A 15,020-nucleotide genomic window follows, 5' to 3' on the forward strand; every position below is an offset into this window, starting at 1 on the left:
AAGGGGTGTTACTGTGAGTCATCGTTATATTCCATTAACAGAACAAGATAAAAACGAAATGTTAAATACCATTGGAGCAAATTCTATTAGTGAACTTTTTGGTGATGTTCCAAAAGATATATTATTAAATAGAGAGTTAGCCATACCAGATGGTGAAGCTGAAACTACATTAACAAGGCGCTTAAGTAGAATAGCTAGTAAAAACATTACGAAAGAAACACACAGTTCATTTCTAGGTGCAGGCGTATATGATCATTACGCCCCTGCTGTCGTTGATGCTATGATTTCTCGTTCAGAATTTTATACTGCATATACACCGTACCAACCAGAAATTTCACAAGGTGAATTACAAGCCATCTTTGAATTTCAAACATTAATTTGTGAACTAACAAATATGGATATTGCTAATTCATCAATGTATGATGGAATCACTAGTTTTGCAGAAGCGTGTATTTTAGCATTTAATCAAACACGTAAAAATAAAATAGTTGTTTCAAAAGGACTTCATTATCAGGCGCTACAAGTTTTAAATACTTACGTTAAAACACGTGAAGAATTTGAAGTCGTAGAAGTTGATCTCGATGGTACGATAACTGATTTAGAAAAACTAGAAAATGCAGTTGATGAGAACACAGCTGCTGTGGCTGTTCAATACCCCAATTTTTACGGTTCTATTGAAGATTTAGAAAAAATCCACTCATTTATAGAAGATAAAAAAGCTCTGTTTATTGTTTATGCAAACCCACTTGCTTTAGGTTTATTAACACCACCAGGTAGTTTTGGAGCTGATATCGTTGTAGGAGATACACAACCATTTGGTATACCAGCACAGTTTGGTGGACCACACTGTGGCTTCTTTGCAACTACTAAAAAATTAATGAGAAAAACACCAGGACGTCTGGTTGGCCAAACTGAAGATGGGGATGGAAATCGTGGTTTCGTATTAACATTACAAGCACGTGAACAACACATCCGTCGTGACAAGGCAACTTCGAATATATGTTCAAACCAAGCATTAAATGCATTAGCTTCATCAATTTGTATGTCTGCATTAGGTAAACAAGGAATTTATGATATAGCAGTACAAAACTTTGAAAATGCTAATTATGCAAAAACACAATTCAAAGAAATTGGATTAGAAGTATCAAACGGGACATCTTTCAATGAATTTGTAGTGAAATTTGACAAACCCGTCAAAGATATTAATGACGCACTACTACAACAAGGAATTATTGGTGGCTTCGACTTATGTGAAGTTTCAAAAGACTTTGAAAACTATATGTTGATAGCTGTTACAGAGTTAAGAACTAAAGACGAGATCGACACATTTGTTAAGAAAGCAGGTGAATTAAATGGTAGTAAGTAAATCTAGTCCATTAATATTCGAACGTTCAAAAAAAGGTCGTTATGCATATTCATTACCTAAAAAAGAAATTGATAATGGTGCGGTAGAAAAATTATTGGATGGAAAATTCATCAGAAAAAATAAAGCTGAACTGCCTGAAGTCGCTGAATTAGATTTAGTACGTCATTATACTGAACTTTCTAACAAAAATTTCGGGGTTGATTCAGGATTTTATCCATTAGGCTCATGTACAATGAAGTATAATCCAAAGATTAATGAAAAAATTGCTCGTATCCCTGGTTTTGCTGATTCACATCCACTTCAAGATGAATCACAAGTACAAGGGTCTTTAGAAATTATTTATAGTCTTCAAGAGGAACTCAAAGAAATAACGGGTATGGATGAAGTCACTTTACAACCTGCTGCTGGGGCACATGGAGAATGGACTGCCTTGATGATTTTCAAGGCGTTCCATCAAAAGAATGGTGAGGGACACCGTGATGAAGTCATTGTACCTGACTCTGCTCATGGTACTAACCCAGCATCTGCAGCTTTTGCAGGATTCAAAGCAGTTACTGTAAAATCAAACGAACGCGGTGAAGTTGATATTGACGATCTGAAACGTGTTGTAAATGAAAATACTGCGGCAATAATGCTGACAAACCCAAATACGTTAGGAATATTTGAAAAAAATATCATGGACATAAGAAACATCGTGCATGAGGCAGGTGGGTTACTGTATTATGATGGTGCAAATTTAAATGCGATTATGGATAAAGTAAGACCTGGAGACATGGGATTTGATGCAGTACACCTTAACTTACACAAAACATTTACTGGACCACACGGTGGAGGTGGACCAGGTTCTGGACCAGTTGGCGTAAAAAAAGAATTAGCTAGTTTTTTACCGAAACCAATGGTGGTTAAAGAAAATGATATTTATAAATATGATAATGCTATTGAAAATTCAATTGGACGCGTAAAACCTTTTTATGGAAATTTTGGTATATATCTAAGAGCATATACGTATATTCGTACGATGGGTAATAAAGGACTTGAAGAAGTTTCTGAGGCAGCTGTTTTAAATGCAAATTATATTAAAGCACGCTTAAAAGATCATTTTGAAATACCTTACCCTCAGTACTGTAAACATGAATTTGTACTCAGTGGTTCAAAACAAAAAGAGCATGGTGTACGGACATTAGATATGGCTAAACGTTTACTTGATTTTGGTGTTCATCCACCAACCATCTATTTCCCACTTAATGTTGAAGAAGGCATGATGATTGAACCAACAGAAACAGAATCAAAAGAAACACTTGATTATTTCTGTGATAAAATGATTGAAATTGCAAATGAAGCTAAAGAAAACCCTGACAAAGTGTTAGAAGCGCCACATACGACAATAATAGATAGACTAGATGAGACAAAAGCAGCAAGAAATCCTGTTTTAAAATTTGAACATCTTCGTTCTGAAAAAGATTAATATCACAATAAATAAAGCGAGTCACTATGCATTTAAAATAGTGGCTCGCTTGTTAATTTTAGTTAAATAATCCTATATCATTTGAATAGCTAATTATTAAAACTATTTTTTAGACTTGATCTTACCAGTCCATTTTTTGTATCCGCCTTTTAGCATATAAATGTCTTTATAACCATTTTTTCTTAGTGTTTTAGCGGCACGATAACTGGCAATGCCATTAGCATCACAAAGATAAATTGGTTGATCTGTTCTTAAACCTTGATATCTTTGTTTAAACATTGTAATGGGTATATTACGTGCTCCGTTAATATGCCCGTAATCATAATCTACTTTTTCCCTTACATCAATTACTTGAGCTTTGCGCAAACCATTATGGAATTCATTTTGGTTTAATTCTGTGACTGCTCTTTTATTAAGAAAATAATTGATTAGCATGTAAGCGATGATAATTATTAATACTGCTAACGGTATAAACCAAAAGTTACTCATCTTGCATCCTCCCTAATTAACCGATATTATATATTATAAGACTGTTAGCGCAATTTATCAAAATATTTTTCTTTTGATACATATTTCATGCTGACAAACTTGTACAATTATTGAAAACGATAACACAAAATATCTGTTATCACAATTTAATTTAGCGATTGGAGTTTTGAATGTGACAGAAACATGGAATTTTATCAATACTGGTAGTAAAGATCCTTATTTTAATATGGCGATGGATGAAGCCCTATTAAATTTTGTTTCTAGAGGTGAAATAGACCCAGTCATCAGATTTTATACTTGGAATCCTGCAACATTATCTATAGGTTACTTTCAAAGGTTAACGAAAGAAATCGATATAGAGAAAGTGGCAGAAAAAGGATATGGGCTTGTACGTCGCCAAACAGGCGGAAGGGGCGTACTACACGACAAAGAATTAACGTATAGTGTAATCGTCCCAGAATCACATCCGGATATGCCTTCAACAGTTACAGAAGCTTATAGAGTGATTTCTGAAGGGCTGTTAGAAGGGTTCAAATATTTAGGCTTTGATGCTTCTTTTGCTATTCCACGCTCTAAGGAAGAAAGGGCGAAACTCAAACAACCGAGAAGTGCAGTGTGCTTCGATGCACCAAGTTGGTATGAATTAGTAGTTGAAGGCAGAAAAATAGCAGGCAGTGCTCAAGTACGACAAAAAGGTGTCATATTACAACACGGTTCATTGTTACAAGATGTGGATATTGATGATTTGTTTGATATGTTTATTTTCAAAAATGAACGATTAAAAGATAAAATGAAACAAGCTTTTGTTGATAAAGCTGTTGCAATCAATGATATTTCTGAACGTTATATCACGCTTGAAGAGATGGAAGAAGCTTTTGAAATTGGTTTTAAAAAAGGCTTGAATATTAACTTTAAACCTCTAGAACTAACTTCAGATCAACAAGAGGAAATTGATAAATTAGTCGTAAAATATAAAGCTGATGAATGGAATTACCGTAAATAATTGGCATTAGGAAATAAAACATTTCTATTTCTGGACATTAATGTCTATATGAATATATTTGTTACACAATCCTTTTTCATATTTCTCAAAAATCAATTAACTTAATACATGTCTAATCATTTTTTAAAATACAAAAGCTCCCTTCAATGTTTTCATTTCTAAATGGCTACATCGAAGGGAGCTTAACTTATCATTGATAATCGTAGTTCTATCCATGTTTGTTTCTATTTGTTCTTTCTTTTTTGTCTGTTGTATTTACGTTGTGCACGTTTGTATTTACGTTGATCTTCAGTAAGGAAGAAGAAATAATATATCACATAAATAATTCCCGCAAATATTGCTAAGCTAATTGCCATTCTTACGAAACTAAAAATAAAAGCATCTAAATTAAGAACCAATCCGACAACTGCAACAGCAATGACAATATAAAATATTGCTTGTTTCACTTAAAACACTCCTATATCATTCTAACTTTTATTATTATTAATACTTATAGTTGATAAATCATTTTGTCCTTTTTTTATTTTTTTCTTATCTTTATCATTATAACCTTCACTAATATTACTCATCGCATCACTCAACTTTTTATTAAGTTGAGTGATATTTTTATTTTTAGATTTGTCTTCGCTACTCATCTTTTCTTTATTAAGATCATTTTTGTAAGTAGTATAGGCGGTGTCTATTTTATTAGTAATATCATTTAGTTTTTCTTGAACTTTTTTATCGCCTTTATTTTTCGTAATATCACTTTCAATTTCATCATAATGTTCTATTGATTTAGCAATATCTTGGTAATATGTAGAAGAGGCTTTTAAGTTTGTAACTCTCTTTTTATTACTTTTAGCTGTGCCTATGTTTTTTTTATCTTTTTCTAGTGCAGTGATATTATTTTTTTCCTTGCTGATGTCTTGTTTTAATTCCTGAATATTACTTTTCAACTTATGATTTTCGTCGCGTAATTTTATTGTTTTTTCTTCTAACGGACCTAAATTCTGACTTCCACATCCTACTAATAAACATGAAGCACCTAAAATAGCTACAATTTTTTTCTTCATAATTCTCTCCTAATTCAAAAACTATAAATTTATATAATAATTATGCTATCATTTTAATGTATAAATGGAAAATGTACAAATTTATTGAATGGGAGGAAGACAAATGACAAGAATTGAAAAATTAAATTCTGCCTTAGAATTGAAACATTTAGAAGGCGCAGTCATATTATCAGATTTTAATAGAAGATATTTATCAGGGTTTACAGGTACAAGCGGTGCGTTAATCATTACTAAAGATCAAAATTTATTAATAACTGATTTTAGATACATAGAACAAGCAACTGCGCAAGCACCTGATTTTAAAATTATAAAGCAGCAAGGCTCGTTAATTGAAGAAGTGAAGCATCAACTTGAAAAATTAAATGTACAAAATGTAGGTTTTGAAGGGAATCTCGTTAGCTATGATACATATTTACAATTAAGTAAAGCATACATCAGTCTAATTAGTATCACTGGAGTAATCGAGAAAATACGTGAAGTAAAAGACCAAGCAGAAATCAAGCTAATACAAAAAGCTTCAGAAATTGTTGATGAAACCTTTGAATATATTTTAACAGTTGCTAAAGCGGGTATGACAGAGCAACAATTAAAAGCTAAATTAGAAAGTAAAATGTTAGAATTAGGAGCAGAAGGTCCATCCTTCGATACTATCGTGGCCTCTGGCGTAAGAGGGGCGTTACCACATGGCGTAGCTAGTGATAAAGTTATTAATAAAGGTGAACTCATTACATTAGACTTTGGTGCTTATTACCAAGGCTATACTTCTGATATCACACGTACATTTGCTATCGGAGAACCAGATCCGAAACTTAAAGAAATATATAATATTGTTCTAGAGGCTAATTTAAAAGGCATCGAGGCTGCGAAAAAAGGAATTACAGGTAAAGCATTAGATGCCATAGCAAGAGATTATATTACAGAAAAAGGTTATGGAGAAGCATTTGGTCATTCACTAGGTCACGGTATAGGATTAGATGTTCATGAAGGTCCTAATCTGTCAAGGAAATCTGATACTGAATTGGATGTTAATCATTGTGTTACAATAGAACCCGGCATATATTTAGATGGCTTAGGCGGCGTTCGTATAGAAGATGACATTTTAATTAAAGAAAATGGCTGTGAACGCTTTACTAAATGCACTAAAAACCTTATTATTTTATAGAAGACCTTACAATCGAGGAGGAAACTGAATGATTTCGGTTAATGATTTTAAAACAGGCTTAACAATATCAGTAGATAATGGCATTTGGAAAGTATTAGATTTCCAACATGTCAAACCAGGAAAAGGATCAGCCTTTGTACGTTCTAAATTACGTAATTTAAGAACTGGGGCAATTCAAGAGAAAACATTCAGAGGTGGCGAGAAAGTAGAAACCGCTTTGATTGAAAATCGTCGCATGCAGTATTTATATGCTGATGGCGATACGCATGTTTTCATGGACAATCAAACATTTGAACAAACAGAATTACCAGCTGATTATTTAGAATATGAACTTAATTTCTTAAAAGCTAACATGGAAGTTCAAATCCAATCTTATGAAAATGAAACATTAGGTGTTGAATTACCTAAAACAGTTGAACTTACTGTTACTGAAACTGAACCTGGTATTAAAGGTGATACTGCTAACGGTGCAACTAAATCTGCTACTGTAGAAACGGGTTATACATTGAACGTGCCTTTATTTGTTAATGAAGGTGACGTATTAGTGATAAATACTGGTGACGGTAGCTACATTTCAAGAGCATAATTGCATTAATTTTTTTATAAAACCTTTCCAATTAGCCGTGCTTTGGAAAGGTTTTTATTTTTTAATACTTTAGAATATTATTAAATCAAACAAAATATTCATAAATAAAAAGCATTTGTCTTAGCATATAAGTACATAGAACACGATAAAAGTTAATCAGTTTATTATAGAAAGTATGTATATGCTTGAATTGAGCATATCACTAAAGTAAAATAAACTAGGTAAATGAAAACAATCTGAAGGAGTCAGTATTTATGAATTTTAAAGAAATTAAAGAATTAATCGAAATTCTTGATCAATCAAGTTTGACTGAAATTAATATAGAAGACAAAGGTAATGTCGTTAATTTAAAAAAAGAGAAAGAAACTGAAATCATTACTCCACAAATTTCTCAACAACCAATGCAACAATTAACACCACAACAAGGTGTAGCTTCAGCGCCTATAACAGGTGGCAGTGAAGAAACTACTGGAAATGCAAGTACTGCTGACGATAACTTACAAACAATTAATGCACCCATGGTTGGTACATTTTATAAATCCCCATCACCTGAAGAAAGTGCATATGTACAAGTTGGTGATTCTGTTACAAATGAATCAACAGTTTGCATATTAGAAGCAATGAAACTATTCAATGAAATTCAAGCCGAAGTATCTGGAGAAATTGCAGAAATTTTAGTAGAAGACGGTCAAATGGTAGAGTATGGCCAACCGTTATTTAAGGTGAAATAATGAATAAAATTTTAATAGCTAATAGAGGGGAAATTGCGGTAAGAATCATTCGTGCTTGTCATGACCTTGGATTGCAAACAGTGGCAATATACTCTGAAGGAGATAAAGACGCATTACATACTCAAATTGCTGATGAAGCATATTGCGTTGGCCCAACTCAATCTAAAGATTCTTATTTAAACATCCCAAATATTTTATCGATAGCAACTTCTACAGGTTGTGATGGTGTTCATCCAGGGTATGGCTTCTTAGCAGAAAATGGAGATTTTGCAGAATTATGTGAAGCTTGCCAATTAAAATTTATTGGACCAAGTTATGAATCAATACAAAAAATGGGAATTAAAGATGTCGCTAAGGAAGAAATGAAACGTGCAGAAGTTCCTGTAGTACCAGGTAGTGAAGGTCTAGTCCAAGATATTAATGATGCAAAAAAGATTGCTAAAAAAATTGGTTACCCTGTAATTATTAAAGCAACTGCTGGTGGAGGCGGCAAAGGTATCAGAGTTGCTCGTGATGAAAAAGAATTAGAAACAGGTTTTAAAATGACGCAACAAGAGGCTGAAACTGCATTTGGTAATGGTGGATTATACTTGGAAAAATTCATTGAAAATTTCCGCCATATTGAAATACAAGTCATGGGCGATCGCTTTGGTAATGTTGTTCATTTAGGCGAGCGCGACTGTACAATTCAGAGAAGGATGCAAAAATTAGTTGAAGAAGCTCCTTCACCAATACTTACTGAAGAAAAGCGTCAAGAAATGGGAAATGCAGCTGTTAGAGCTGCAAAAGCCGTTAATTATGAAAACGCTGGAACAATAGAATTTATCTATGATTTAGATTCTAATGCGTTCTACTTTATGGAAATGAATACTAGGATTCAAGTTGAACATCCAGTTACTGAAATGGTTACAGGTGTTGACTTAGTTAAATTACAATTGAAAATTGCGATGGGTGAACAATTACCATTCAAACAACAAGATATTAAAATTGATGGACATGCAATGGAATTCAGAATAAATGCTGAGAATCCCTTCAAAAACTTTATGCCTTCACCAGGACAAATCACTCAATATTTAGCACCAGGCGGTTTCGGAGTAAGAATAGAATCGGCATGTTATACTAATTATACTATCCCACCATATTACGATTCTATGGTAGCGAAACTTATAGTACATGAACCAACAAGAGAAGAAGCAATAATGACTGGTTTACGAGCACTTGGTGAGTATCTTGTTTTAGGTATTGACACAACAATACCTTTCCATATTCGTCTGTTAAATAATGACATTTTCAGAAGCGGAGAATTTAATACTAAGTTTTTAGAAACTTATAATATTATGGATGATCAATCTAAATAGGAGGTATGTGACATGGTTAAAGTATCAGAAACCTCACATTCCAAATTAGGCAAAATAGAAATTGCACCTGAGGTATTAACTGTAATTGCAAGTATAGCCACTTCAGAAATAAAAGGTATACAAGGTCATTTTAAAGAATTGAAAAAAAGCGGCTTAGAACATATTAGTAAAAAGCAATTAAGTCGTGGTATCAAAGTTGATACGCAAGAAGATGGCATTTATATCGATGTGTTTTGTGCATTATCTAATGGAATAAATATTTCAGAAGCTGCCAAAAAAATACAACAAGCCATTTATAATTCTTTAACAACAATGACTACAATTGAACCAAGTCAAATCAATATCCATATTACACATATTGAACCAACAACTTAAAATTTATAAAAGCAAATTTAATTTAAATTCATTTTGCGAAAAGTGCATGTTATCTTTGTGAAACATCTCTTTTCGCCAGTGATTTACAATAATATAATGCTTGAAGGAGTTTATAATGAGTCGAAAAGAATCCAGAACGCAAGCCTTTCAAACTCTATTTCAACTTGAAATGAAAAATAGCGATTTAACAATTGAAGAAGCAATCAGCTTTATTAAGGATGAGAATCCAGATTTAGAATTCGAGTTCATCAATTGGCTAGTAACTGGCGTGAAAGACCATGAATCTGTACTAGACGAAAAGATTCAACCCCATTTGAAAGATTGGACTTTAGCCAGATTATTAAAATCAGATAGAATTATTTTAAGAATGTCTACGTTTGAATTGTTACATAGTTCAACACCACAGAAGGTTATTATCAATGAAGCAGTTGAATTAGCTAAGCAATTCAGTGATGATGACCACTACAAATTTATAAATGGTGTATTGAGCAATATTGAATAAAAGAGTGATATAACATGTCAGAATATTTAAGTGTTACTTCGTTAACTAAATATATTAAATATAAATTTGACCAAGACCCTCATCTTCAATCTGTTTTGATTAAAGGTGAATTATCAAACTTTAAAAAGCATAGTAGCGGTCATCTTTATTTTAACGTAAAAGATAAAAGTAGCGTGATAAGCGCAATGATGTTTAAAGGTAATGCTTCTAAAATAGATTTCGATCCTAAAGAAGGAGACGAAGTGCTACTAGAAGCACGTGTTTCTGTTTATGAACGTCGTGGTAATTATCAAATATATGTTAATAAAATGCATATTGATGGTGTAGGCAACCTTTATCAAAAATTAGAGCAACTAAAAAAGAAATTAACTAAAGAAGGTTATTTCGATCAAAATCATAAAAAACCCATACCTAAATTCCCTAAAAAAATTGCAGTTCTAACAGCAGGAACGGGCGCTGCTATACGAGATATCCATACAACTATTAATAGTAGATATCCACTAGCTGAACAAATTCAAATCAATACACTTGTACAGGGCGAACAAGCTAAAAATGATATTATTGATAAGATTCGTCAAGCAGATGCACTAAATGTGGATACAGTTATCATCGGTCGTGGCGGTGGTTCTATCGAAGATTTATGGAATTTTAACGAAGAGGATGTTGTTAAAGCCATTTATACTTGTCAGACACCAATTATTTCCGCAGTAGGACACGAAACAGACTTTACACTAAGCGACTTTGTAGCAGATGTTAGAGCAGCAACGCCAACGCAAGCAGCAGTTATGGCTACGCCAGACCAATACGAATTGCGCCAATATTTACATCAAACCAATTTGTCACTCACTCGATTTATCAAACAACATATGCAACAACAAAGAAAATATTTAGAACATGTTGCTTCTTATTATAAATTCAAAACGCCTTCATTGCTTTATGATCAGCAAATACAAAAACGTGATGACTTAGAGAAACAACTTAATCTATCAATGCAATTAAAAATTAAAAATCAACAACAGCAATTACAATTATTATATAATAAATTTAATTTGAAAACGTTTAAACTCAATATCAATAGAGAGCAATTAACAATCAATCAAAAGCGCGAAGATTTAAATAAAGTTATGCGTAATTTTATTAATAATCAAAAAAATAATTTGGCTAGAAAACTAGAGAATCTAAATAATTTAAGTCCTACAAATACAATGTTGCGTGGTTATACCATTGTAAATAAGGATGAGCAAGTTATTACGAGCACTAAAGACCTAGCTGAAAATGATAACATTGTGTTAACAATGAAAGACGGTGTTGTTGATGCACAAGTTAAGAAAGTAAGGTGTAATGATGAGTAATAATAGTACACAAAGTTTTGAAGATATGATGAAAGAACTAGAAACAATCGTTCAAAAATTAGACAATGAGAGCGTATCATTAGAAGAGTCTTTAAATTTATACCAACGTGGTATGAAATTATCTGCAACGTGTGATGAAACGTTAAAAGATGCCGAGAAAAAAGTTAACGAATTAATGTCTGATGATCAAAACGATACTAATGACAATCTCGAGAAGGTTGATAGCGATGATGAATAAAAAAATGGACCAGTTAACTGAAGAAATTAATCAGATGTTATCTGAGACAATTCCAAGTTCAACACTAAATACTAATTTAGAAGAAAGTATGCGTTATTCACTAGAAGCAGGGGGAAAACGCATTCGACCTGTTTTATTACTTCTAACTTTAGAAATGTTAACGAACGATTATAATAAAGGTTTCTCATCAGCACTTGGACTAGAAATGGTACACACGTATTCACTCATACATGATGACTTACCACCGATGGATAATGATGATTATCGTAGAGGGAAACTAACGAATCATAAAGTGTTTGGAGAGTGGAAAGCAATACTAGCAGGCGATGCTTTATTAACAAAAGCTTTCGATATAATTGTAAATGATCAAGCACTTTCTGATGCAGCTAAAATTAAATTAATAAAACGTCTAGCATTTGCAAGTGGGCACTTAGGCATGGTAGGCGGGCAAACATTGGACATGCAAAGTGAAGGTGAAGGAACGCGTGTCGATATCGATACCCTAGAGCAAATTCATAATGCAAAAACAGGTGCCCTTTTAAAATTTGCAGTAATGGCAGCAGTAGATATTGCTAATCCTGAAAAGCATGTTGCCGAAGCCCTAGAATTATACAGTGAACATTTGGGATTAATGTTCCAAATCAAAGATGATTTATTAGATATTTATGGTGATGAGGCAAAACTTGGTAAATCAGTGGGCAGTGATATAGAAAATGATAAAAGTACATATGTGTCACTTTTAGGTCAGCAAGGTGCAGAAGAAAAACTTAAATATCATACTGAAGCAGCATACCGATGTTTAAGACAATTGCCAAAACACTATCATACAGACAATTTAGTTTATATCATTGAACTCTTTAATCATCGTGAATCTTAGATTTAAATGTATAACTTTAATAATCATGCTACCTTATGGTAGTGTGATTTTTTATTTAAATCTTTTATTCTATTTAATAATTATTCATCAGAATTATAATGTAACTATATACAATAATTAAATTCTAAATACTTTGATGATGTAATTATGTACTAAATAGACTAGAAGCACGCGAAACAATCGTGCTATTCATATAAATTATAAACTGTCTTTGGTAGTAGTATAATAAGGCTTATGGTAAAATAAATGTATAAATATTCGTTTATAGAGGTGCTATATATGGCTAAAAAATCAGTAAGACATATCAAAATAAGAGAAATCATTTCAAATGAAAAAATTGAAACACAAGATGAATTGGTAAAACGATTAAATGAATATGAATTAAATGTCACTCAAGCGACTGTATCTAGAGATATTAAAGAACTACAACTAATTAAGGTGCCTACTCCCGCAGGTCAATATGTTTATAGTCTACCTAATGACAGGAAATACCACCCACTAGAAAAATTAGGTCGCTATTTAATGGATTCGTTTGTAAATATTGATGGTACGGATAATTTATTAGTATTAAAGACATTGCCTGGAAACGCACAATCTATCGGTGCAATTTTAGATCAAATAGACTGGGAAGAAGTATTAGGTACAATTTGTGGCGACGATACTTGTTTAATTATCTGTCGCGATGATGCTGCAAGTGAAAAGATCAAAACACGCATCTTTAATTTATTATAAGAATAAGGAAGTGTAAAAAGATGCTCCAAACGCTATCTATAAAACAATTTGCAATTATCGATGAATTAGAAGTCCATTTTGGTGATGGATTAACTGTACTCAGTGGTGAAACAGGTGCTGGTAAATCAATTATAATTGATGCAATAGGTCAATTGATTGGAATGAGAGCTTCGTCAAATTATGTAAGACATGGTGAGAAAAAAGCTATTATTGAAGGCATTTTTGATATAGATGAAAGTAAAGAAGCCATTTCCATACTAGAAGCATTAGATATTGATATAGATGAAGATTTTCTTTTAGTAAAAAGAGAAATTTTTAGTACAGGCAAAAGCTTGTGTAGAGTTAATAACCAAATCGTTACATTACAAGATTTACGTAAAATCATGCAAGAATTGTTAGATATTCATGGGCAACACGAAACTCAAACACTGTTAAAACAAAGATATCATCTACAACTGCTTGATAATTACGCTGAAGATAAATATAAAGATTTATTAGATAAGTATATTTCAACATTTGATCAATATCATGCTAAGAAGAAAGAACTAGAAGCATTAGAATCTGCCGATCAAGCCTTGTTGCAAAGGTTAGATTTGTTGAAGTTCCAATATGAAGAATTACAAGAAGCTCATTTAGTAGAAGGTGAAGTTAAGCAGCTTGAAACAGATATTAAACGCATACAAAACTCTGAAAATTTAAGTCTTGCTTTAAATAATGCACACCTTACCTTAACTGATGAACATGCGATTACCGACCGGCTATATGAATTAAGTAATCAACTACAAGCAATTAATCAAATTCTACCTGAAAAATATGACAGTTTAAAAGAAGAGGTAGACCAGTTTTATTATACTTTAGAAGATGCTAAGCATCAGCTATACGATGAATTAACAAACACAGAATTTGATGAACAATATTTAAACGAACTTGAGTCTAGAATGAATGTACTTAATGACCTGAAAAGAAAATATGGTAAAGATGTTAACGAACTTATGATTTATCAAAGTAAATTAGCCAGTGAAATTGATAAAATTGAAAATTACGAGGAAAGCACCTCTCAATTACGACAAGAAATCGAATCATTATATGATGAAGTAATTCATTTAGGTAAACAATTATCTAAAGAACGACGTGATGTTGCACAAACACTTAGAGCTCATATTGTTGAAGAGATTCAAAATTTACAAATGAAAGATGCTAATTTAGAAATTTCATTTAAACCTTTAGACACACCAAATCGTGAAGGTGTAGAATTTGTAGAATTTTTAATAAGTCCAAATAAGGGAGAGCCACTTAAAAGTTTAAATAAAATTGCATCTGGCGGAGAATTATCTAGAATTATGTTAGCACTTAAATCAATTTTTGTGAAAACTAGAGGACAAACAGCAATATTATTTGATGAAGTTGATTCAGGTGTTTCTGGTCAAGCTGCACAAAAAATGGCCGAAAAAATGAAAGATTTAGCTACTTATATTCAAGTTATCTGTATCTCTCATTTACCACAAGTAGCTACGATGAGTGACCATCATCTATTTATTAGTAAAAATACGTCAGAAGATCGCACAACAACGCATGTCCAAGCTTTATCAGGTGAAGAACGTGTAACAGAAATTGCGAGAATGATTTCGGGGGCAAGTGTTACTGAACTCACACGCCAGAATGCAAAAGAAATGATAGAACAAAACCAACGTTTACGTAAATAACTAACTCGTATTTTATAAACTGAGAA

17 protein-coding genes are annotated in these 15,020 nt (G+C 32.5%); 14 read left to right on the top strand and 3 right to left on the bottom strand.

The genetic code is table 11. From position 1 onward, the window contains the following. The first annotated feature begins 13 nt into the window (after nt 1–13). Both gcvPA and gcvPB read left to right on the top strand, forming a co-directional pair. Nucleotides 14–1,366: an aminomethyl-transferring glycine dehydrogenase subunit GcvPA gene (gene gcvPA, locus BTJ66_RS06760; RefSeq protein ID WP_099090209.1), complete on the top strand. Its 1,353-nt coding sequence runs from the start codon at nt 14–16 to the stop codon at nt 1,364–1,366. Then, nucleotides 1,353–2,831, top strand: coding sequence for an aminomethyl-transferring glycine dehydrogenase subunit GcvPB (gcvPB, locus tag BTJ66_RS06765; protein ID WP_099090210.1), 1,479 nt, complete (start codon nt 1,353–1,355; stop codon nt 2,829–2,831). Before gcvPA ends, gcvPB begins: the two co-directional genes overlap by 14 nt. A gap of 102 nt (nt 2,832–2,933) precedes the next feature. On the opposite strand, the gene BTJ66_RS06770 is transcribed toward gcvPB, so the two are convergent. Next, nucleotides 2,934–3,320, bottom strand: a complete 387-nt coding sequence (locus BTJ66_RS06770; protein ID WP_099090211.1) for a rhodanese-like domain-containing protein — start codon at nt 3,318–3,320, stop codon at nt 2,934–2,936. 172 nt (nt 3,321–3,492) lie between these two features. Here BTJ66_RS06770 and BTJ66_RS06775 point away from each other — a divergent pair, with 172 nt between their 5' ends. Further along, complete coding sequence (locus BTJ66_RS06775; RefSeq protein WP_099090212.1) at nt 3,493–4,323, top strand: lipoate--protein ligase family protein; 831 nt, start codon at nt 3,493–3,495, stop codon at nt 4,321–4,323. 224 nt (nt 4,324–4,547) lie between these two features. Here BTJ66_RS06775 and BTJ66_RS06780 read toward each other — a convergent pair whose 3' ends face one another. Then, nucleotides 4,548–4,769, bottom strand: a complete 222-nt coding sequence (locus BTJ66_RS06780; protein ID WP_099090213.1) for an SA1362 family protein — start codon at nt 4,767–4,769, stop codon at nt 4,548–4,550. 21 nt (nt 4,770–4,790) lie between these two features. After that, on the bottom strand, nt 4,791–5,378 hold the full coding sequence (locus BTJ66_RS06785) for a hypothetical protein (RefSeq protein WP_099090214.1): 588 nt from the start codon (nt 5,376–5,378) through the stop codon (nt 4,791–4,793). A 103-nt stretch (nt 5,379–5,481) separates the two neighbouring features. Here BTJ66_RS06785 and BTJ66_RS06790 point away from each other — a divergent pair, with 103 nt between their 5' ends. The 11 genes from BTJ66_RS06790 (at nt 5,482) to recN (ending at nt 14,994) form a co-directional block, all read left to right on the top strand. Continuing rightward, on the top strand, nt 5,482–6,540 hold the full coding sequence (locus BTJ66_RS06790) for a M24 family metallopeptidase (RefSeq protein WP_099090215.1): 1,059 nt from the start codon (nt 5,482–5,484) through the stop codon (nt 6,538–6,540). Nucleotides 6,541–6,568: 28 nt separating this feature from the next. Continuing rightward, the gene (gene efp / locus BTJ66_RS06795) at nt 6,569–7,126 is read left to right on the top strand and encodes an elongation factor P (protein WP_002483201.1); all 558 of its coding nucleotides are present in this window, start codon (nt 6,569–6,571) and stop codon (nt 7,124–7,126) included. Nucleotides 7,127–7,380: 254 nt separating this feature from the next. Further along, the gene (accB, locus tag BTJ66_RS06800; protein WP_099090216.1) at nt 7,381–7,857 is read left to right on the top strand and encodes an acetyl-CoA carboxylase biotin carboxyl carrier protein; all 477 of its coding nucleotides are present in this window, start codon (nt 7,381–7,383) and stop codon (nt 7,855–7,857) included. Further along, nucleotides 7,857–9,215: an acetyl-CoA carboxylase biotin carboxylase subunit gene (gene accC, locus BTJ66_RS06805; RefSeq protein WP_099090217.1), complete on the top strand. Its 1,359-nt coding sequence runs from the start codon at nt 7,857–7,859 to the stop codon at nt 9,213–9,215. Before accB ends, accC begins: the two co-directional genes overlap by 1 nt. A gap of 12 nt (nt 9,216–9,227) precedes the next feature. Then, nucleotides 9,228–9,590, top strand: coding sequence for an Asp23/Gls24 family envelope stress response protein (locus tag BTJ66_RS06810; RefSeq protein ID WP_099090218.1), 363 nt, complete (start codon nt 9,228–9,230; stop codon nt 9,588–9,590). 115 nt (nt 9,591–9,705) lie between these two features. Continuing rightward, nucleotides 9,706–10,092 (top strand): transcription antitermination factor NusB, encoded by a 387-nt coding sequence (gene nusB / locus BTJ66_RS06815; protein WP_099090219.1) that lies wholly within the window; start codon nt 9,706–9,708, stop codon nt 10,090–10,092. A 14-nt stretch (nt 10,093–10,106) separates the two neighbouring features. After that, nucleotides 10,107–11,444 (top strand): exodeoxyribonuclease VII large subunit, encoded by a 1,338-nt coding sequence (xseA, locus tag BTJ66_RS06820; protein WP_099090220.1) that lies wholly within the window; start codon nt 10,107–10,109, stop codon nt 11,442–11,444. Continuing rightward, nucleotides 11,437–11,682 carry an exodeoxyribonuclease VII small subunit gene (locus tag BTJ66_RS06825; RefSeq protein WP_099090221.1) on the top strand — a complete coding sequence of 82 codons (246 nt, stop codon included), beginning with the start codon at nt 11,437–11,439 and terminating at the stop codon, nt 11,680–11,682. Before xseA ends, BTJ66_RS06825 begins: the two co-directional genes overlap by 8 nt. Further along, nucleotides 11,672–12,559, top strand: a complete 888-nt coding sequence (locus BTJ66_RS06830) for a polyprenyl synthetase family protein (RefSeq protein WP_099090222.1) — start codon at nt 11,672–11,674, stop codon at nt 12,557–12,559. The genes BTJ66_RS06825 and BTJ66_RS06830 overlap by 11 nt, the downstream gene beginning before the upstream one ends. 279 nt (nt 12,560–12,838) lie before the next feature. Continuing rightward, nucleotides 12,839–13,291, top strand: coding sequence for a transcriptional regulator AhrC/ArgR (ahrC, locus tag BTJ66_RS06835; protein WP_099090223.1), 453 nt, complete (start codon nt 12,839–12,841; stop codon nt 13,289–13,291). 20 nt (nt 13,292–13,311) lie between these two features. Further along, nucleotides 13,312–14,994 (top strand): DNA repair protein RecN, encoded by a 1,683-nt coding sequence (recN, locus tag BTJ66_RS06840; protein ID WP_099090224.1) that lies wholly within the window; start codon nt 13,312–13,314, stop codon nt 14,992–14,994. The last annotated feature ends 26 nt before the right edge of the window (nt 14,995–15,020 follow it).

Source organism: Staphylococcus edaphicus, from assembly GCF_002614725.1.
Classification (GTDB): Bacteria; Bacillota; Bacilli; order Staphylococcales; family Staphylococcaceae; genus Staphylococcus; species Staphylococcus edaphicus.

Bases quoted from the DNA above. Each gene is read 5' to 3' on its own strand.
- gcvPB (WP_099090210.1), top strand. From the start codon at position 1,353: ATGGTAGTAAGTAAATCTAGTCCATTAATATTCGAACGTTCAAAAAAA.
- BTJ66_RS06770 (WP_099090211.1), bottom strand. From the start codon at position 3,320: ATGAGTAACTTTTGGTTTATACCGTTAGCAGTATTAATAATTATCATC.
- BTJ66_RS06785 (WP_099090214.1), bottom strand. From the start codon at position 5,378: ATGAAGAAAAAAATTGTAGCTATTTTAGGTGCTTCATGTTTATTAGTA.
- BTJ66_RS06790 (WP_099090215.1), top strand. From the start codon at position 5,482: ATGACAAGAATTGAAAAATTAAATTCTGCCTTAGAATTGAAACATTTA.
- efp (WP_002483201.1), top strand. From the start codon at position 6,569: ATGATTTCGGTTAATGATTTTAAAACAGGCTTAACAATATCAGTAGAT.
- accB (WP_099090216.1), top strand. From the start codon at position 7,381: ATGAATTTTAAAGAAATTAAAGAATTAATCGAAATTCTTGATCAATCA.
- accC (WP_099090217.1), top strand. From the start codon at position 7,857: ATGAATAAAATTTTAATAGCTAATAGAGGGGAAATTGCGGTAAGAATC.
- BTJ66_RS06810 (WP_099090218.1), top strand. From the start codon at position 9,228: ATGGTTAAAGTATCAGAAACCTCACATTCCAAATTAGGCAAAATAGAA.
- nusB (WP_099090219.1), top strand. From the start codon at position 9,706: ATGAGTCGAAAAGAATCCAGAACGCAAGCCTTTCAAACTCTATTTCAA.
- xseA (WP_099090220.1), top strand. From the start codon at position 10,107: ATGTCAGAATATTTAAGTGTTACTTCGTTAACTAAATATATTAAATAT.
- BTJ66_RS06825 (WP_099090221.1), top strand. From the start codon at position 11,437: ATGAGTAATAATAGTACACAAAGTTTTGAAGATATGATGAAAGAACTA.
- BTJ66_RS06830 (WP_099090222.1), top strand. From the start codon at position 11,672: ATGATGAATAAAAAAATGGACCAGTTAACTGAAGAAATTAATCAGATG.
- ahrC (WP_099090223.1), top strand. From the start codon at position 12,839: ATGGCTAAAAAATCAGTAAGACATATCAAAATAAGAGAAATCATTTCA.
- recN (WP_099090224.1), top strand. From the start codon at position 13,312: ATGCTCCAAACGCTATCTATAAAACAATTTGCAATTATCGATGAATTA.